This is a genomic window from Pseudomonas sp. MT92, assembly GCF_058792515.1.
Genome location: NZ_JBXAFA010000015.1, coordinates 74,741 through 93,265 on the forward strand (window position 1 = coordinate 74,741; position 18,525 = coordinate 93,265).

An 18,525-nucleotide genomic window follows, 5' to 3' on the forward strand; every position below is an offset into this window, starting at 1 on the left:
AATGAAGCGGTTGTTGATAATGCTTTTTGCCGGCCTGGTATTGGCCGGCTGTGCCACTTCTGGCCAGGATCCGTTGGCGCCCAAGACCGCCAACAGCGTCAACCTCAAGCGTTACCAGGGCACCTGGTACGAGTTGGCACGTCTGCCGATGTATTTCCAGCGCGACTGTGCGCAATCCGAAGCCCACTACACGCTCAAGCCGGATGGCAACGTGGCGGTGCTGAACCGCTGTCTGACAGCGCAATGGCAATGGGAAGAGGTCAAGGGCACGGCTTATCCACAGGTGCCGGGCAAGACCGACAAATTGTGGGTCGAGTTCGATACCTGGTTTTCGAGGCTGATTCCGGGTGTGGCGAAGGGCGAGTACTGGGTGTTGTACGTCAGCGATGACTACAAGACCGCGATCGTCGGCGACCCGAGCCGACGTTACCTGTGGCTGCTGTCGCGCACGCCGACCGTCAATGGTGTGGTGCGTGAAGAGCTGCTGAGCAAGGCGCGTCAGCAGGGATACGACACCACGCGGCTGATCTGGCGAGCGTCGGACACGCAGATGGCCAAGACCTCGAACTGATAGCACATGACCCTGTAGGAGCGAGCCTGCTCGCGATGGAGTATCAGACACAAGATGTCGACTGACACACCATCACGAGCAAGCTCCCACAGGTTTTTGAGTCAGTTCAGAAGTTCGCGCAGTACCTGGGTGAAGGCACGGTTGCTTTCCTCTTCCCCGGCATGACGCCCGTCGCGCACGACCCACTGACCGTTCACCAGCACGTCCCGCACCTGACGGTCGCCACCGGCAAACAACCATCGGTTCAGAATCCCGTCGCCACTGGCCGTTGCCAGGTACGGATCGTTGCCGTCCAGCACCAGCCAATCCGCACGCTTGCCCACTTCCAGCGCACCGATCGGTTGTCCCAGCGCCTGAGCGCCGCCATCCAGCGCCGCGTCATACAGGGTGCGCCCGACCATGGGCTGATCCGCGCCATACAAGCGATTGCGCCGTTGATCGCGCAGACGCTGGCCGTATTCCAGCCAACGCAATTCTTCCACCACGCTCAATGACACATGGCTGTCGGAACCGATACCCAGGCGTCCGCCTTGTGCGAGGAAGTCCACCGCCGGGAAAATCCCGTCGCCCAGGTTGGCTTCGGTGGTCAGGCACAGGCCGGCAATGGCGCGACTCTTGGCCATCAGCGTGACTTCTTCCGGGTTGGCGTGGGTGGCGTGGACCAGGCACCAGCGCTGATCGACTTCGGTATTTTCGTACAGCCATTGCAGCGGGCGGCGACCGCTCCAGGTCAGGCAGTCGTCGACTTCTTTTTGCTGTTCGGCGATGTGGATGTGCACCGGGCACTGCTTGTCGCTGGCGCCCAACACTTCGCTGATCTGCTGCGGTGTCACCGCGCGCAGCGAGTGGAAACACAGGCCCAGCGACTGGGCCGGTTGCTGCGCCAGAATCGGCTGCAGGCGCGATTGCAGCTTGAGGTAGCTGTCGGTGCTGTTGATGAAGCGGCGCTGGCCCTCGTTCGGCGTCTGGCCACCGAAACCGGAGTGGCTGTAGAGCACCGGCAGCAGGGTCAAACCGATACCGGCGGAACCGGCGGCCTGGCTGATACGCAGGGCCAGTTCGGCCGGGTCGGCGTAAGGCTGGCCGTTGTTGTCGTGATGGACGTAATGAAATTCCGCCACCGAGGTGTACCCGGCCTTGAGCATTTCGATGTACAGCTGACGGGCGATGACGCCGAGTTGTTCCGGGCTGATTTTTCCGACGAGGCGATACATCAAGTCGCGCCAGGTCCAGAAACTGTCGTTCGGATTCCCCGCCACTTCCGCAAGTCCCGCCATGGCCCGCTGGAAGGCGTGAGAGTGCAGGTTCGGCATGCCGGGCAAGAGCGGACCGCTCAGCCGTTCGGCGCCTTCTGCGTGGGAATCGGCCTGGATATGGCTCAAGACGCCATCGGCGCTGACCTCAAGACGTACATTGTTGGCCCATCCACTAGGCAGCAGCGCGCGTTCGGCAAAGAAGGCGGACATGGTTCAGCACCCCATCGTGTGTTATTTGTATATACATATACAGACGTTTGCCTGCCCGGTAAACTCCGGCAAGCTAGCAACCCTATTCAAACGAACAAGGATTAACCGTGCCGACTCCGCCTCCAGTCTCTCCGTTGGCCGCGAACATGGGCGACAGTCCGGCGCCCTTGTACGCCCGCGTCAAACAAATGATTACCCAGCAAATCGACAGTGGAAACTGGCCGCCGCACTACCGCGTTCCGTCGGAAAGCGAGCTGGTCAATCAGTTGGGCTTCAGTCGCATGACCATCAACCGCGCCCTGCGCGAGATGACCGCTGACGGTCTGCTGGTGCGCATGCAAGGCGTCGGCACGTTCGTCGCCGAGCCGAAAAGCCAGTCCGCGCTGTTTGAAGTGCACAACATTGCCGATGAAATCGCTTCCCGAGGCCACCGCCACACGTGCAAGGTCATCACCCTGGAAGAAGAGGCCGCCGGCTCGGAACGCGCCCTGGCCCTCGACATGCGCGAAGGGCAGAAAGTCTTCCATTCGTTGATCGTGCATTTCGAGAACGATATCCCGGTGCAAATCGAAGACCGTTTCGTCAACGCGCTGGTGGCGCCGGATTACCTCAAGCAGGACTTCACCCTGCAAACGCCTTACGCCTACCTCAACCAGGTCGCGCCGCTGACCGAAGGCGAGCACGTGGTCGAGGCCATTCTGGCCGAGCCGTCCGAATGCAAATTGCTGCAGATCGAAAAAGGCGAGCCGTGCCTGCTGATTCGTCGCCGCACCTGGTCCGGCCGTCAGCCGGTGACCGCCGCCCGTTTGATCCACCCTGGTTCCCGTCATCGTCTGGAAGGCCGGTTTCATAAATGAACGAGTTGAAAGTTTTACGCGCCAAGGATTACCCGCGCATGCCCTGGAAAAACGGCGGCGGCAGCACTGAAGAAATCAGCCGCGATGCCGGCACCGGCCTGGACGGCTTCGGCTGGCGCCTGTCGATTGCCGACATCGGTGAGTCGGGCGGTTTTTCCACCTTCGCCGGTTACGAGCGGATCATCACCGTGTTGCAGGGCGACGGCATGACGTTGTCGGTGGACGGCCAGAACACGCGACCGCTGTTACCGCTCGACCCGTTTGCCTTCAGTGGCGAGAGCAAAGTGACCTGCGCGCTGCTCGGAGGAGCAATCCGCGATTTCAACCTGATCTATGCGCCGCAGCGCTACCGTGCACGGTTGCAGTGGCTGGCCGGCGAGCAGCGGTTTTTCAGCGAGGCCAACACGTTGCTGGTGTTCAGCGTGAGCGAGCAATCCGACGTATCGGTCGATCACCGCGTCCAGCCATTGGGGCTCCATGATTGCCTGCAGCTGGAGGCCAATGACGGGTTGCTGGACGTCACCATCAAGGGTTTGTGCTGCGTGATCGAACTCACCTCGCGCGGCTGATCCCGATTACTCCCGTTCGAGGGTAAAGCCTCGAACGGTTGCCTCCAGTTCACTGGACATCCTTTTCAGCGCCTGGATGGTTTTCACCATGTCCTGTTGCGCCGCGACATTCTCCTCGACCCGCTGCGCCACGGTTTCCACATTGCGTGCCACGTCTTCGCTGGCTTCGCGCTGTTCCTGCAAGGCATGGGAAATCTGGCTGACGGCATTGAGTGACGCATCGAGCACGGCCTTGACGTCATTCATCGACGCGCCGGCGCTGTCGATCAATTGCTGACCCTGAAGCACCCGCTCGCGGCCAGTGTTCATGCTGCTGCTGGCTTTTCGCATGCCGCTTTGAATGGTGCTCACCAGCACCACAATCTCGGCGGTGGAGCGGGTCGTGCGGGTCGCCAGCTCCCGCACCTCGTCGGCCACCACGGCAAACCCGCGACCTTGCTCGCCGGCCCGCGCCGCTTCGATGGCGGCATTGAGGGCGAGCAGGTTGGTCTGTTCGGCAATGCTGTGGATCACGTCGACAATGTTCCCGATGGCGTTGGAGTGCTGGGTCAATTGATCGATTTCACTCGACGTCTGGGTCACCAGTTGGGCGATCTGCTGCATCTCGATGATAGAGCGGTCCATGCTGGCAATGCCCAGGGCAGTGATCTGCTCGGCCTTTTGTGTGGTGTCGTGGGCCTGGGCGGCGTTTTCGGCGATGTGCGTAATGTTGGCTGACATCTGCTCTGCCGCGGCGGCAATGGAAGAGGTCGCGCCATTTTGCTCGGCGGCCTGCTTCAGCCCTTGCTCGGCCGAAATGCTCAGGTTCAGAGTCGAGGACTCGATGTGCCGCGAGGCCTCGCGTACCTTGCCGATCATGCTGGCCAGGCTGCGCCGCATGGCCTCGACCGATTGCATGACGCCTGTGGGGCTCGCGTTGCCGATCGCCGGATCGCCGAGCATGCCCTGGGCAATCCGTGTGCTGATATTGGCCAGTTCGTGGGGCTCGGCGCCCAGGTATCGCGCCAGTCTGGCACCGAACAGCAGCGCATAAAGGCCGCCACACAACAGTGCGAAGGCCAGGACCCCGGCCATCAGCCTGATGTTGACCTCGTAAAGCGCTTGGCTGAGTTCGAACTGTTGGCGAGCTTCTTTCAGTTGAGCATCCGTCAGTTGCGAAAACAGTGAGGTCAGCGGGTCGATCAAGGGGTAGAGCTGGTGTGCGGCGAAATCCTCCAGAGGCTGACTGGAGCCGTCGTTGCGGTTCAAGACCGCCTGCAATTGCTGGAGTGGCGCTTCGGTGGCCTGCATCAGTGGCGCGATTTCGTTGATCAGTCGCACCTCCTCATCGATCAGTCGGGTCGACAGGTAGGTGCGCCAGAGTGGATCGATCTCAAGCATTGCCTGGCGTATCTGTTGCGCCGCCTCGACGCCACTGTGGATGCCATCGCGGGCCTTGTGGATGGCATCGACGATCTGGACGGAATACAGCTCGGAAATTTTCTTCAGGTCCTGTTGCGGGATGACCCGGTCGAGGTAAACCGTTTCCAGTCCCTGGACCGTGGCGCGCATGCCGTACAGGCCGAGTGCGCCGATGCCGGTCATGCTGCTCAGCAGGATGCCGGCCAGCAGCAGAAGGTGGGTTTTGACTTTCCATTGTTTCATTGCGCGTTCCTCGCAGGAGTGACTTCAGGGGGGGCTTGCTCGTGAAGTCGGCGAGGATCAGTGGAGGTGGAGTCGGACGCTTCTGATGAGGTTGTAGGGTGTTTCTGGAATGCGCTTAATTGGGCATCACGTGTTACCGAACGCCCCAACGTGGCGCAAAACCACGTTGCAGTAACCACCGTCACCCCCGCAAAAAATCCCCGCGAAAAATTTTATCCGCGCCAGAACCCGCGATTCAGGCGCTCTCCAGTCGTTTCAGCGTTTTTCTTGAATGCCTGTCCAGAAAGTTGGCCGCTTGATTGCATATGCTTGTATGTACAAGTAAAGACGTATGCGTATGAGTCGATCGAGACTCTCCGCAGCGTCCACTGATTCGCTTGTCGCGCAACGATGCGCACAGGCTGGCTTGCCCCCTGCCAGGGTTGGTTTGAATTGATCGCTGAGGAGTCTTTTTCGTGACTGACAATACCCAGAAACCTACGAAATACCGTGACGTCGAAATCCGCGCTGCCCGCGGCAACAAGCTGACCGCCAAAAGCTGGCTGACCGAAGCGCCGCTGCGCATGCTGATGAACAACCTCGACCCGGAGGTGGCCGAGAACCCGAAGGAACTGGTGGTCTACGGTGGCATCGGTCGTGCGGCGCGTAACTGGGAGTGCTACGACAAAATCGTCGAGAGCCTGACCCATCTGAACGACGACGAGACCCTGCTGGTGCAATCCGGCAAGCCGGTCGGCGTGTTCAAGACCCACACCAACGCCCCGCGCGTATTGATCGCCAACTCCAACCTGGTGCCGCACTGGGCGAACTGGGAACACTTCAACGAACTGGACGCCAAAGGCCTGGCCATGTACGGCCAGATGACCGCCGGCAGCTGGATCTACATCGGCAGCCAGGGCATCGTCCAGGGCACCTACGAAACCTTCGTCGAAGCCGGTCGCCAGCACTACAACGATGATCTGAAAGGCCGTTGGGTCCTGACTGCAGGTCTGGGTGGCATGGGTGGCGCTCAACCTCTGGCTGCAACTCTGGCTGGCGCTTGCTCGCTGAACATCGAATGCCAACAGGTGAGCATCGATTTCCGCCTGAAGAGCCGTTACGTCGACGAGCAAGCCAAAGACCTCGACGACGCACTGGCCCGTATCGCCAAGTACACCGCCGAAGGCAAGGCCATCTCCATCGCGCTGCTGGGCAACGCCGCTGAAATCCTCCCGGAACTGGTCCGTCGCGGTGTGCGCCCGGACATGGTCACCGACCAGACCAGCGCCCACGACCCGCTCAACGGTTATCTGCCGGCCGGCTGGACCTGGGAGCAATACCGCGCTCGCGCCAAGACCGAACCTGCCGCTGTGATCAAGGCCGCCAAGCAATCGATGGCGGTGCACGTCAAAGCCATGCTCGACTTCCAGAAGCAAGGCATCCCGACCTTCGACTACGGCAACAACATCCGCCAGATGGCCCAGGAAGAAGGCGTTGAAAACGCCTTCGACTTCCCGGGTTTCGTACCGGCGTACATCCGTCCGCTGTTCTGCCGTGGCATCGGCCCGTTCCGTTGGGCGGCACTGTCGGGCGATCCGCAAGACATCTACAAGACCGACGCCAAGGTCAAGGAACTGATCCCGGACGACGCGCACCTGCACAACTGGCTGGACATGGCCCGCGAGCGCATCAGCTTCCAGGGCCTGCCGGCACGTATCTGCTGGGTCGGCCTGGGCTTGCGCGCCAAGCTCGGCCTGGCGTTCAACGAAATGGTACGCAGCGGCGAGCTGTCGGCGCCGATCGTGATCGGTCGCGACCACCTCGATTCCGGCTCGGTTGCCAGCCCGAACCGTGAAACCGAATCGATGCAGGATGGTTCCGATGCCGTGTCCGACTGGCCACTGCTCAACGCCCTGCTGAACACCGCGAGCGGCGCGACCTGGGTGTCCCTGCACCACGGCGGCGGCGTCGGCATGGGCTTCTCCCAGCACTCGGGCATGGTGATTGTCTGCGACGGTACCGACGAAGCGGCCGAGCGTATCGCTCGCGTGCTGCATAACGACCCGGCCACCGGTGTCATGCGTCACGCCGATGCCGGTTACCAGATCGCCATTGATTGCGCCAAGGAACAGGGCCTGAACCTGCCGATGATCACCGGCAAGTAATGCTTGCCCCTGTAGGAGCGGGCTCGCTCCCACAGGGGAGCCCACCAACCCACAATAACAATCCACAGAGGTTGAACCATGGCTGTCAGCAGCGAACGTGCTGGTAACAAACCGTTGATCGAAAAGCGTTCGATCGACTACATCCCGGAGGCGGAAAGACACGGTCGTCTGTTGAGCCAGTTCACCCTGTGGATGGGTGCCAACCTGCAAATCACCGCGATTGTCACCGGGGCCCTGGCCGTGGTGTTGGGCGGTGACGTGTTCTGGTCGTTGATCGGGCTGTTGATCGGTCAACTGCTCGGCGGCGCCGTCATGGCCCTGCATGCCGCGCAAGGGCCCAAGCTTGGCCTGCCGCAGATGATCTCCAGCCGTGTGCAGTTCGGCGTTTACGGTGCGGCCATCCCGATCGTGCTGGTCTGTTTGATGTACCTCGGTTTCACGGCAACGGGAACCGTGCTTTCCGGCCAGGCGCTGGGCCAGTTGTTTGGCGTCAGCGACAGCGTCGGCATCCTTCTTTTCGCCAGTGTCATCGTGCTGGTCACGGTGCTTGGTTATCGAGTGATCCATTGGATCGGCCGTGTTGCCAGTGTCATTGGCGTGATTGCCTTTGTTTATCTGTTCAGCCGTTTGATGAGCCAGGTTGACGTTGGCGCGCTGTTGCAAATCCGCCACTTCAGCTGGAGCAGCTTCCTGTTGGCGGTGTCGCTCGCGGCGTCCTGGCAGATCGCTTTCGGCCCTTACGTGGCTGACTATTCCCGCTACTTGCCGAGCAAGATTTCCTCGGTAAAGACCTTCTTTGCCGCAGGCGCGGGTTCGGTCATTGGCGCACAGGTGGCGATGGTCCTTGGTGTGTTCGCCGCCGCGTCGGCCAACGGGCAATTCGCCGGCCATGAAGTGGCCTACATCGTGGGTCTGGGCGGTACCGGTGCCACCGCTGCGCTGCTGTACTTCAGCATCGCGTTCGGCAAGGTCACCATTTCCACGCTGAACTCCTACGGCAGCTTCATGTGCATTGCGACCATCATCAGCGGTTTCCGGGGTGATCTGAAGGTCACGCGCTTGCAGCGTCTGGTCTTCGTGCTGGTCATTGTCGGTGCCGCGACCCTGATGGCGTTGCTCGGTCAGCACTCGTTCCTCGGTGCGTTCAAGTCCTTCATCCTGTTCCTGCTGGCGTTCTTTACGCCATGGAGCGCGATCAACCTGGTGGACTACTACTGCATCACCCGCGAGCGTTACGACGTGCCGGCGCTGGCCGACCCGAAGGGTCGCTACGGTCGTTGGAACGTCCTCGGCATCAGCGTCTATGTTTTCGGTGTGCTGGTGCAGTTGCCGTTCATTTCCACCAAGTTCTACACCGGTTCGCTGGTCGCCGCCCTGGGTGATGTGGATATTTCCTGGATCATCGGTCTGGTGCTGCCGGCAGCCCTGTACTACGTGTGTGCGAAAAAATGGCACGGCACAGTGCCCGATCACCTGATTCTGCCGGTCGAGCAGAACGGCGTTGTACAACCTGAAACACGTGGGGCCGGCCGCGCTGCGGCGCAGGCCTGATTGGACGTTGCCAGGGCTGGATGCCTCTTGACTGCCGTAAGCCAATTCATGATTAGGAGCGTCACAACAATGAAATCGAACAAGACCCTGCTGACCACTTTGCTTTCCATGGGCCTGCTGGCCAGCGCCGGCGCCACTCAGGCGGCGGGTTGGTGCGAGTCGGGTAAACCGGTGAAATTTGCCGGCCTGAACTGGGAAAGCGCCATGCTCCTGACCGACGTGCTGCAAGTCGTGTTGGAGAAAGGCTACGACTGTAAGACCGACAGCCTGCCGGGCAACTCCATCACCATGGAAAACGCCCTGAGCAGTAATGACATCCAAGTGTTTGCCGAAGAGTGGGTTGGCCGCAGCGAGGTCTGGAACAAGGCTGAGAAGGCCGGCAAAGTCATCGGTGTGGGTGCTCCGGTCGTGGGCGCTGTCGAAGGCTGGTACGTGCCGCGCTACGTGATCGAAGGCGATGCCAAGCGCAAGCTGGAAGCCAAGGCGCCGGATCTGAAAGCCATTGCCGACCTGGGTAAATACTCGGCGATTTTCAAGGACGCCGAAGAACCGTCCAAGGGCCGTTTCTACAACTGCCCGGCCGGGTGGACCTGCGAACTCGACAACAGTGAAATGCTGAAAAGCTACGGCCTGGAAAGCAGCTACACCAACTTCCGCCCAGGCACCGGCCCGGCGCTGGATGCTGCCGTATTGTCGAGCTACAAGCGTGGCGAGCCGATCCTGTTCTACTACTGGTCGCCAACGCCGCTGATGGGCCAGGTCGACGTGGTCAAACTGGAAGAAAAACCAGGCGTCGACAAGACCGTGAGCATCAAGGTCGGCCTGTCCAAGACGTTCCATGACGAAGCGCCGGAACTGGTGGCCGTGCTGGAAAAGGTCAACCTGCCGATCGACCTGCTGAACCAGAACCTGGGTCGCATGACCAAGGAGCGGATCGAGTCGCCGAAACTGGCCAAGATCTTCCTGAAGGAACATCCTGAAGTCTGGCATGCATGGGTGAGCGAAGACGCAGCCAAAAAGATCGACGCTGCGCTTTGAAAACTACTTCGTGCTGGGAGCCTACGGCTCTACGCGAGGCAATACTGCGTTGAAAGCAGGCTCAAAATGCTCATTGACTAAAGTCAACTCCGCTTTCTCGCCTGCTTTCGCCTTGTCTTGCCTTCGCTCGCTACGTTTTCAAACAGCTTGTTTATAAGGGCAAGCTTTTCAGCACCGCAAGCGGTGCTGAAAAGCCCTTGATTGAGAGCTTCTTATGTTTCCCGAAAGCTTTACCTTTTCCATCGCCGACTGGGTCAACGGTTGGGTCGATTCACTGGTCACCAACTACGGCGACGTGTTCCGGCACATCTCCGACACCCTGTTGTGGGCCATCGTCAATCTCGAAAGCCTGCTGCGCGCGGCGCCCTGGTGGCTGATGCTGGCCATCGTGGCGGGCGTGGCCTGGCACGCGACCCGTAAAGTCGTGACCACGGCCGTGATCGTCGGTTTGCTGTTCCTGGTGGGTGCGGTCGGCCTGTGGGACAAACTGATGCAAACCCTGGCGCTGATGATGGTGGCAACGATCATCTCGGTGCTGATCGGCATTCCACTGGGCATTCTCTCGGCGCGCAGCAATCGCCTGCGTTCGGTGCTGATGCCGTTGCTGGACATCATGCAGACCATGCCGAGCTTCGTGTACCTGATCCCGGTGCTGATGCTGTTTGGCCTGGGCAAGGTCCCGGCGATTTTCGCCACGGTGATCTACGCCGCACCGCCGCTGATCCGTCTGACCGACCTGGGCATTCGCCAGGTTGACGGCGAAGTGATGGAAGCAATCAACGCCTTCGGTGCCAACCGCTGGCAGCAACTGTTCGGCGTGCAACTGCCGCTGGCCCTGCCAAGCATCATGGCCGGGATCAACCAGACCACCATGATGGCCCTGTCGATGGTGGTAATCGCCTCGATGATCGGCGCCCGTGGCCTGGGTGAGGACGTGTTGGTAGGGATTCAGACCCTCAACGTCGGGCGTGGACTGGAAGCCGGTCTGGCGATCGTGATTCTGGCAGTGGTGATCGACCGCATTACACAAGCGTACGGTCGCGCACGGCATGAGGTGAGCAAATGAACAAGGCAACCGTGAGCAAGATCGAAGTCAAAAACGTCTTCAAGATTTTCGGCAACCGTGCCAAGGACGCGCTGGCTATGGTTGGCCAGGGCAAGACCAAGGATCAAGTGCTGGCCGAAACCGGCTGCGTGGTCGGTGTGAACGACCTGTCGTTGAGCATCGGCAGCGGTGAAATCTTCGTGATCATGGGCCTGTCGGGTTCCGGCAAATCCACCCTGGTACGCCACTTCAACCGCCTGATCGACCCGACCAGCGGCGCGATCCTGGTGGATGGCGTGGACATCCTCCAATACGACATGGAAGCCCTGCGCGAATTTCGCCGGCGCAAAATCAGCATGGTGTTCCAGAGCTTCGGCCTGTTGCCGCACAAGACCGTGCTGGACAACGTCGCCTACGGCCTGAAGATCCGTGGCGAGAGCAAGCAGATGTGCGCTGAGCGCGCGCTGCACTGGATCAACACCGTGGGCCTCAAGGGCTACGAAAACAAATACCCGCACCAGCTCTCGGGCGGCATGCGTCAGCGCGTGGGCCTGGCCCGTGCATTAGCGGCGGACACCGACATCATTTTGATGGACGAAGCCTTCAGTGCGCTTGACCCGCTGATTCGCGCCGAAATGCAGGACCAGTTGCTGGAACTGCAAAAGACCCTGCACAAGACCATCGTCTTCATCACCCACGACCTCGACGAGGCCGTGCGCATCGGCAACCGCATCGCGATCCTCAAGGACGGCCGCCTGATCCAGGTCGGCACGCCGAAAGAGATCCTGCATTCGCCGGCCGATGAGTATGTCGACCGCTTTGTGCAGCGCCGGGCGGCGGTGGTTTAAGAGATTCTGCGGTGAGTGAGCTGGCCACTTCGCTGGCAGGCCAGCTCCCACAGCAATAGGTTGTGTTGCACAGAGGGTGTGCACACCCCTGAACACTGTGGGAGCTGGCTTGCCAGCGATGGCGTCGGCGATGCTGCATCAATATTCAGGTAGGAGGTTGAAGATGTCCCAGGCTGAAAAAATCGTTATCACCGAGGCGCAGGTAGGTTGGCAGGACGTGGTCGCCGTCGCCCGTCATGGCGCACAGCTGGAGCTGTCGGCGCCGGTCTGGGCACGGATTGAAAACGCGCAGGCCATCGTCCAGCGCATCGTCACCAGCGGCGAGCGCGCCTACGGCATCAACACCGGCCTGGGCGCGTTGTGCAACGTTTCGCTGCAGGACGAACAACTCAGTCAGTTGTCGCGTAACACCCTGCTGAGCCACGCCTGCGGCGTCGGCGCCCCGCTGAGCGATGAGCAGACTCGCTCAATCATGTGCGCCGCTATCGTCAACTACAGCCACGGTAAATCCGGGCTGCATCGCCAAGTGGTTGAAGCGCTGCTGGCGCTGCTCAACCGTGGCATCACCCCGCAAGTGCCATCCCAGGGCTCGGTGGGCTACCTGACCCACATGGCTCATATCGGCATCGCCTTGCTGGGCGTCGGTAATGTGAGCTATCGCGGGCAGATCGTTTCCGCGCAGCAGGCCCTGGCAGAAGAAGGGCTGCAACCGGTCAAGCTGGGTGCCAAGGATGGGTTGTGCCTGGTCAACGGCACGCCCTGCATGACCGGCCTGAGCTGCCTGGCGATTGCCGATGCCACGCGCCTGCTGCATTGGGCGGACGTGGTCGGCGCCATGAGTTTCGAAGCCCAGCGCGGCCAGATCGACGCCTTCGATGCCGAGATCATCGCGCTCAAGCCGCATCCGGGCATGCAGCAGGTCGGGATCAACCTGCGGGGCTTGCTCGACGGCAGCGAAGTGATTGCCCGGAGCAAGGGTATTCGCACCCAGGACGCGCTGAGCATTCGCTCGATCCCGCAGGTGCATGGCGCGGCCCGTGACCAACTGGTGCACGCGACCCGACAGATCGAAACCGAACTCAACAGCGCCACCGACAACCCGCTGGTGCTGGGCACCGCAGACAATTACCGCGTGGTGTCCCAGGCCAACCCGCACGGCCAGTCCGTGGCACTGGCGGCGGACCTGCTGGCCATTGCCATGGCGGAAATCGGCTCCATCGCCGAGCGTCGCCTGGACCGTTTGATCAACCCGCATGTCAGCGGTCTGCCGGCCTTCCTGGTGGCCAACCCGGGGGTGAACTCCGGGATGATGATCGTGCAATACGTCGCCGCTTCCTTGTGCGCGGAAAACCGCCAATTGGCGCAACCGGCGGTGCTCGACAACTACGTCACCTCGGGCCTGCAGGAAGATCACCTGAGCCTGGGCACCAACGCCGCGCTGAAACTGCACCGCGCCCTGGAGAACTGCACGCAGATTCTCGCCATCGAGTACTTGCTGGCGGCTCAGGCGTTTGAGTTTTTGAAAGAGCAGCGCTTCGGTGCGGGCACCGATGCGGCGTGGCGCCTGCTGCGTGAGCGGGTTCCGGCCTACGATCAGGACCGTTGGTTGGCACCGGATATCGCCGCTGCCGCCAGCGTTCTGAAAGACCCTGCCTTGCTGCAGAAAGCCTTACCGAATTTGAACTGATTTCCCTGAAAACCAGCGTGCCAAGGCGCGGCTCCCCAAAAGGGAGACGCGACGGACAACGGACATCTCCGGAGCGTCTGGTTAGTTAGTAAAAAACTCTCAAAAGGAGCACAAAATGACTGCGCTAAACCTGATCCCCGGCCAACTGAGCCTGGCCCAACTGCGTGATGTCTATCAGCAGCCGGTGACACTGACCCTCGACCACAGCGCTTCGGCCCAGATCGAAGCCAGCGTCGCTTGCGTGGAACAGATCCTCGCCGAGAACCGTACCGCGTACGGCATCAACACCGGCTTCGGCCTGCTGGCCTCGACCCGCATTGCCAGCGAAGACCTGGAAAACCTTCAGCGCTCGCTGGTGCTGTCCCACGCGGCCGGTGTCGGCCAACCGATCAGCGACGACCTGGTGCGCTTGATCATGGTGCTCAAGGTCAACAGCCTGAGCCGTGGTTTCTCCGGCATTCGCCGGGTGGTGATCGACGCGCTGATTGCCCTGATCAACGCCGAGGTTTACCCGCACATTCCGCTGAAAGGCTCGGTCGGTGCCTCCGGTGACCTCGCACCGTTGGCGCACATGTCGCTGGTGCTGCTGGGCGAAGGCAAGGCACGTTACAAAGGCGAGTGGATGGAAGCGACCGAAGCGCTGAAAGTCGCCGGCCTGACCCCGCTGACCCTGGCTGCGAAAGAAGGCCTGGCGCTGCTCAATGGCACCCAGGTGTCCACCGCGTTTGCCCTGCGTGGCCTGTTCGAAGGTGAAGACCTGTTCGCCGGCGCCCTGGCCCTGGGTGGCCTGACCGTTGAAGCGGTACTGGGCTCGCGCTCGCCGTTCGATGCCCGCATCCACGCTGCCCGTGGCCAGAAAGGCCAGATCGACGCCGCTGCCGCCTATCGCGATCTGCTGGGTGAGCGCAGCGAAGTCTCCGACTCCCACGAGAATTGCGAAAAGGTCCAGGACCCGTACTCCCTGCGTTGCCAGCCGCAAGTCATGGGCGCGTGCCTGACCCAGTTCCGCCAGGCGGCCGAAGTGCTGGCCATCGAGGCCAACGCCGTCTCGGACAACCCGTTGGTGTTCGCCGCTGAAGGCGATGTGATCTCCGGCGGTAACTTCCACGCCGAACCGGTGGCCATGGCCGCCGACAACATGGCGCTGGCCATCGCGGAAATCGGCTCCCTGAGCGAGCGCCGCATCTCGTTGATGATGGACAAGCACATGTCGCAACTGCCGCCGTTCCTGGTGGCCAATGGCGGCGTGAACTCCGGTTTCATGATCGCCCAAGTGACCGCGGCGGCACTGGCCAGCGAGAACAAGGCACTGTCCCATCCACATTCGGTGGACAGCCTGCCGACGTCCGCCAACCAGGAAGACCATGTGTCCATGGCCCCGGCGGCGGGCAAGCGCCTGTGGGAAATGGCCGAGAACACCCGCGGGATTCTCGCCGTTGAATGGCTGGCAGCGGTTCAAGGCCTGGACCTGCGCAACGGTCTGAAGACCTCGCCGAAACTGGAACAGGCCCGGGCGATTCTGCGTAAAGAAGTGCCGTTTTATGAGAAAGACCGTTTCTTCGCGCCGGACATCAACGCGGCCACCGAGTTGCTGGCGTCGCGTTGCCTGAACGACCTGGTGTCGGCGAAGTTGCTGCCGAGCCTGTAATGGCCAATCGCGGGCAAGCCCGCTCCCACAGGCTTTTGCTGTGAACGCAGGATTGCAGGCAACCCTGATTACTGTGGGAGCTGGCTTGCCAGCGAATCGATTTTGAACAAGACGAGGACTTGGGATGAAAACCCTCTGGCAACACTGCCACGTCGCAACCATGGCGCAAGGCGTCTACTCGATCATCGAGGATGCGGCCATCGTGACGTCCGGTGCGCACATTGAATGGGTTGGCCCGCGCGCTGAACTGCCGACGGGCGAGTACTCGACGGTCACTGATTTGAACGGGGCCTGGGTGACGCCGGGCCTGATCGACTGCCACACCCACACGGTGTTCGGCGGGAACCGCAGCGGTGAGTTCGAGAAACGCCTGCAAGGCGTCAGCTACGCGGAAATCGCAGCAAGCGGTGGTGGCATCGCCAGCACCGTACGCGCCACCCGCGCGGCCAGCGAAGATGAGCTGTTCGCCAGCGCCGCCAAGCGTCTGAAAAGCCTGATGCGCGATGGCGTCACCAGTATCGAAATCAAATCCGGTTACGGCCTCGACCTGGCCAACGAACGCAAGATGCTGCGGGTGGCCCGTCGCCTCGGTGCCGAGCTGCCGATCAGCGTGCGCAGTACTTGCCTGGCCGCCCATGCCTTGCCGCCGGAGTATATTGATCGCGCCGACGACTACATCGATCACATCTGCGCCGAGATGCTCCCGGCCCTGGCCGCCGAAGGGCTGGTGGATGCGGTGGATGCGTTTTGCGAATACCTGGCGTTTTCCCCGGCGCAGGTCGAGCGGGTGTTCATCACCGCCCAGGAACTGGGGTTGCCGGTGAAACTGCACGCCGAGCAGTTGTCGTCGTTGCACGGTTCGACCCTGGCGGCGCGTTACCACGCACTGTCCGCCGATCATCTGGAATTCATGACCGAGGACGACGCCATCGCCATGGCCAAGTCCGGCACGGTCGCGGTGCTGTTGCCTGGCGCTTTCTACTTCCTGCGCGAGACTCAATTGCCGCCGATGGACGCCCTGCGCAAGCACGGGGTGAAAATCGCCATCGCCAGTGACCTCAACCCCGGCACTTCACCGGCATTGTCGTTGCGCCTGATGCTGAACATGGCGTGCACCTGTTTCCGTATGACCCCGGAAGAAGCCCTGGCCGGCGCCACGATTCACGCCGCCACTGCCCTGGGCATGGCCGACACCCACGGCTCGCTGGAGGTGGGCAAGGTCGCGGATTTCGTCGCCTGGCAAATCGATCGTCCCGCTGACCTGTCTTACTGGCTGGGCGGTGATCTGGAAAAACGCGTCGTGCGTCACGGCGTCGAAACGAGTCTGTAGGAGAGCAGTTGTGGATAAGGTTCTGAACTTCAAACAAGGCCGCGTGCCACTGCTGATCAGCATGCCCCACGCCGGTGTGCGCCTGACCCCGGCGGTCGAGGCCGGGTTGATCCCGGCCGCGAAAAGCCTGCCGGACACCGACTGGCACATCCCGCAGCTTTACGATTTCGCCGCCGAACTGGGCGCCAGCACCCTGGCCGCCGAGTATTCGCGGTTCGTCATCGACCTGAACCGGCCGTCCGACGACAAACCGTTGTACGTGGGTGCGACCACCGGCCTGTACCCGGCGACGCTGTTTGACGGTGTGCCACTGTTCCGCGAAGGGCTGGAGCCTTCGAAAGAAGAGCGTGCGACTTATCTGGAGCAGATCTGGACGCCCTACCACGGCACCTTGCAGCAGGAGCTGGCGCGCCTCAAAGCCGAATTCGGCTATGCGCTGCTGTTCGATGCCCACTCGATTCGCTCGATCATCCCGCACCTGTTCGACGGCAAACTGCCGGACTTCAACCTCGGCACCTTCAACGGCGCCAGTTGCGATCCACAGCTTGCGACTCAATTGGAAGCGATCTGCGCCGCACACCCGGACTACAGCCATGTGCTGAACGGACGCTTCAAGGGCGGCCACATTACCCGGCATTACGGTAACCCGGCGCAGAACATCCATGCCGTGCAACTGGAGTTGGGGCAGTGCACGTACATGGAAGAGTTCGAGCCGTTCCGCTATCGGGCAGATCTGGCGGAGCCCACGCAGGTGGTGTTGAAGGAGTTGTTGCAAGGTCTGCTGGCGTGGGGTGAAAAGCACTACAAGCGCTAAAACCCTTCACAAACTTTGTGGGAGCGAGCCTGCTCGCGATAGCGGACTTGCAGGCAACATCAATGTTGAATGTCATGGCCTCGTCGCGAGCAGGTTCGCTCCCACATTGGTTTAGCGTTCTTTTCGATACCTGACAGGAACAGTCGCCACCGTGCAAATCTCGGTCGCCTCAGTTCGCTTTTGCCACTCGTCTGCTGCGTAATGTTCTGGGCACGGTGCACAAAGACACCGGCCTCGACAATAATCCGCTGCCGCACGAGATCATTCTGATGAAAAGACTGTTCACCCGCTGTCTCTCAATCCTCTGCGGCACCGCTCTGCTGAGCACCAGCGCCCTGGCGGCTGATGACGCTTCCTGCAAAGCCGTGCGCATGGGCGTGGTCAACTGGACCGACGTGATCGCCACCAGCGGCATGGCTGATGTATTGCTCAACGGCCTCGGCTATGAAAGCAAGCAAACCAGCGCCGTGCAGCAAATCATCTTCGCCGGCATCCGCGACAAGCGCCTGGATATTTTCCTCGGTTACTGGAAACCGGCGATGGACAAAAACATCGCGCCGTTCCTGGCCGCCAATCAAGTGAAGGTCCTGGACAAACCCAGCCTGGCCGACGCCCAGGCGACGCTCGCCGTGCCTGATTATGTCGCCGCCGCCGGTTTGAAAACCTTTGCCGATATCGCCCGATTCAAGGATCAGCTCGGTGGCAAGATCTATGGCATCGAGCCGGGCAGCGGTGCCAACACCACCATCAAAACCATGATCGAGACCAATCACTTCGGCCTCAAGGACTTCAAGCTGATCGAGTCCGGAGAAGCCGGCATGCTCGCTGCCGTGCAACGGGCGGTGAACCGCAAGGAGTTCGTGGTGTTCGTCGGCTGGACCCCGCACCCGATGAACATCAACATGAAAATCGCTTACCTGACCGGCAGCGAAGACGTCTACGGGCCGAACGAAGGGGCGGCGACCGTTTCCACCGTGACCGCCTCGGATTACGCCGAGCGCTGCCCGAACGTCAATCGGCTGCTTGAGAACCTGACCTTCACCGCCGCCCAGGAAAGTCAGTTGATGGTGCCGATCATGGAACGCCAGACGGCGCAGGACGTTGCCAGAAAATGGCTGCGTGAACACCCGGAGGACATTCAGCGCTGGCTGGCGGGTGTCAGCAGTTTTGACGGCAAGGATGGCGTGGCAGCGGTGCAGGCCAGTCTGAAAAACTGACACCCAAACCCTGTAGGAGCTCGCTCGCGATAAACCCGAGAACACCGCGGGGTATCAGGCTTACCGCGTTATCGTTGGCCATTATCGCGAGCAGGC

The 18,525-nt window shown here is 61.2% G+C and carries 15 protein-coding genes; 13 read left to right on the plus strand and 2 right to left on the minus strand.

What is annotated here, in order from left to right; all coding sequences use genetic code 11:
• Nucleotide 1: 1 nt before the first annotated feature.
• Nucleotides 2-571 (plus strand): lipocalin family protein, encoded by a 570-nt coding sequence (locus tag AC1Q6D_RS25545; RefSeq protein WP_090465714.1) that lies wholly within the window; start codon nucleotides 2-4, stop codon nucleotides 569-571.
• 101 nt (nucleotides 572-672) lie between these two features.
• On the opposite strand, the gene AC1Q6D_RS25550 is transcribed toward AC1Q6D_RS25545, so the two are convergent.
• Nucleotides 673-2,037, minus strand: a complete 1,365-nt coding sequence (locus AC1Q6D_RS25550) for a formimidoylglutamate deiminase (RefSeq protein WP_103404441.1) — start codon at nucleotides 2,035-2,037, stop codon at nucleotides 673-675.
• A 146-nt stretch (nucleotides 2,038-2,183) separates the two neighbouring features.
• Between AC1Q6D_RS25550 and hutC the strand changes: the two genes are divergently transcribed.
• A complete protein-coding gene (gene hutC / locus AC1Q6D_RS25555) occupies nucleotides 2,184-2,894 on the plus strand; it encodes a histidine utilization transcriptional repressor HutC (RefSeq protein WP_161793960.1) in 711 nt (236 codons plus the stop codon).
• The gene (locus AC1Q6D_RS25560; RefSeq protein ID WP_103404442.1) at nucleotides 2,891-3,463 is read left to right on the plus strand and encodes a HutD/Ves family protein; all 573 of its coding nucleotides are present in this window, start codon (nucleotides 2,891-2,893) and stop codon (nucleotides 3,461-3,463) included. The genes hutC and AC1Q6D_RS25560 overlap by 4 nt, the downstream gene beginning before the upstream one ends.
• Nucleotides 3,464-3,469: 6 nt before the next feature.
• On the opposite strand, the gene AC1Q6D_RS25565 is transcribed toward AC1Q6D_RS25560, so the two are convergent.
• Nucleotides 3,470-5,107 (minus strand): methyl-accepting chemotaxis protein, encoded by a 1,638-nt coding sequence (locus tag AC1Q6D_RS25565; protein WP_103404443.1) that lies wholly within the window; start codon nucleotides 5,105-5,107, stop codon nucleotides 3,470-3,472.
• 455 nt (nucleotides 5,108-5,562) lie between these two features.
• On the opposite strand from AC1Q6D_RS25565, the gene hutU reads away from it, so the two are divergent.
• The 10 genes from hutU to AC1Q6D_RS25615 all read left to right on the plus strand — a co-directional run bounded on the left by hutU (nucleotide 5,563) and on the right by AC1Q6D_RS25615 (nucleotide 18,429).
• Nucleotides 5,563-7,251: a urocanate hydratase gene (hutU, locus tag AC1Q6D_RS25570; RefSeq protein ID WP_103404444.1), complete on the plus strand. Its 1,689-nt coding sequence runs from the start codon at nucleotides 5,563-5,565 to the stop codon at nucleotides 7,249-7,251.
• 78 nt (nucleotides 7,252-7,329) lie between these two features.
• Nucleotides 7,330-8,802, plus strand: coding sequence for a purine-cytosine permease family protein (locus AC1Q6D_RS25575; protein ID WP_103404445.1), 1,473 nt, complete (start codon nucleotides 7,330-7,332; stop codon nucleotides 8,800-8,802).
• 69 nt (nucleotides 8,803-8,871) lie between these two features.
• Nucleotides 8,872-9,840, plus strand: coding sequence for an ABC transporter substrate-binding protein (locus tag AC1Q6D_RS25580; RefSeq protein WP_103404446.1), 969 nt, complete (start codon nucleotides 8,872-8,874; stop codon nucleotides 9,838-9,840).
• A 214-nt stretch (nucleotides 9,841-10,054) separates the two neighbouring features.
• Nucleotides 10,055-10,906, plus strand: coding sequence for an ABC transporter permease (locus AC1Q6D_RS25585; protein ID WP_103396924.1), 852 nt, complete (start codon nucleotides 10,055-10,057; stop codon nucleotides 10,904-10,906).
• On the plus strand, nucleotides 10,903-11,733 hold the full coding sequence (locus AC1Q6D_RS25590; protein WP_103404447.1) for a quaternary amine ABC transporter ATP-binding protein: 831 nt from the start codon (nucleotides 10,903-10,905) through the stop codon (nucleotides 11,731-11,733). Before AC1Q6D_RS25585 ends, AC1Q6D_RS25590 begins: the two co-directional genes overlap by 4 nt.
• Nucleotides 11,734-11,896: 163 nt before the next feature.
• Complete coding sequence (hutH, locus tag AC1Q6D_RS25595; RefSeq protein WP_103404448.1) at nucleotides 11,897-13,420, plus strand: histidine ammonia-lyase; 1,524 nt, start codon at nucleotides 11,897-11,899, stop codon at nucleotides 13,418-13,420.
• Between the two features lie 115 nt (nucleotides 13,421-13,535).
• Entirely contained in the window at nucleotides 13,536-15,068 is a 1,533-nt protein-coding gene (gene hutH / locus AC1Q6D_RS25600; RefSeq protein WP_103404449.1) for a histidine ammonia-lyase, read from the plus strand.
• A gap of 124 nt (nucleotides 15,069-15,192) precedes the next feature.
• Nucleotides 15,193-16,398 carry an imidazolonepropionase gene (gene hutI / locus AC1Q6D_RS25605; protein WP_103404450.1) on the plus strand — a complete coding sequence of 402 codons (1,206 nt, stop codon included), beginning with the start codon at nucleotides 15,193-15,195 and terminating at the stop codon, nucleotides 16,396-16,398.
• A 10-nt stretch (nucleotides 16,399-16,408) separates the two neighbouring features.
• Nucleotides 16,409-17,212, plus strand: coding sequence for an N-formylglutamate deformylase (gene hutG / locus AC1Q6D_RS25610; RefSeq protein ID WP_103404451.1), 804 nt, complete (start codon nucleotides 16,409-16,411; stop codon nucleotides 17,210-17,212).
• 269 nt (nucleotides 17,213-17,481) lie between these two features.
• Entirely contained in the window at nucleotides 17,482-18,429 is a 948-nt protein-coding gene (locus tag AC1Q6D_RS25615) for a choline ABC transporter substrate-binding protein (RefSeq protein ID WP_103404523.1), read from the plus strand.
• Nucleotides 18,430-18,525 lie beyond the last annotated feature (96 nt).

Bases quoted from the DNA above. Each gene is read 5' to 3' on its own strand.
- AC1Q6D_RS25545 (WP_090465714.1), top strand. From the start codon at position 2: ATGAAGCGGTTGTTGATAATGCTTTTTGCCGGCCTGGTATTGGCCGGC.
- AC1Q6D_RS25550 (WP_103404441.1), bottom strand. From the start codon at position 2,037: ATGTCCGCCTTCTTTGCCGAACGCGCGCTGCTGCCTAGTGGATGGGCC.
- hutC (WP_161793960.1), top strand. From the start codon at position 2,184: ATGGGCGACAGTCCGGCGCCCTTGTACGCCCGCGTCAAACAAATGATT.
- AC1Q6D_RS25560 (WP_103404442.1), top strand. From the start codon at position 2,891: ATGAACGAGTTGAAAGTTTTACGCGCCAAGGATTACCCGCGCATGCCC.
- AC1Q6D_RS25565 (WP_103404443.1), bottom strand. From the start codon at position 5,107: ATGAAACAATGGAAAGTCAAAACCCACCTTCTGCTGCTGGCCGGCATC.
- AC1Q6D_RS25575 (WP_103404445.1), top strand. From the start codon at position 7,330: ATGGCTGTCAGCAGCGAACGTGCTGGTAACAAACCGTTGATCGAAAAG.
- AC1Q6D_RS25580 (WP_103404446.1), top strand. From the start codon at position 8,872: ATGAAATCGAACAAGACCCTGCTGACCACTTTGCTTTCCATGGGCCTG.
- AC1Q6D_RS25585 (WP_103396924.1), top strand. From the start codon at position 10,055: ATGTTTCCCGAAAGCTTTACCTTTTCCATCGCCGACTGGGTCAACGGT.
- AC1Q6D_RS25590 (WP_103404447.1), top strand. From the start codon at position 10,903: ATGAACAAGGCAACCGTGAGCAAGATCGAAGTCAAAAACGTCTTCAAG.
- hutH (WP_103404448.1), top strand. From the start codon at position 11,897: ATGTCCCAGGCTGAAAAAATCGTTATCACCGAGGCGCAGGTAGGTTGG.
- hutH (WP_103404449.1), top strand. From the start codon at position 13,536: ATGACTGCGCTAAACCTGATCCCCGGCCAACTGAGCCTGGCCCAACTG.
- hutI (WP_103404450.1), top strand. From the start codon at position 15,193: ATGAAAACCCTCTGGCAACACTGCCACGTCGCAACCATGGCGCAAGGC.
- AC1Q6D_RS25615 (WP_103404523.1), top strand. From the start codon at position 17,482: ATGAAAAGACTGTTCACCCGCTGTCTCTCAATCCTCTGCGGCACCGCT.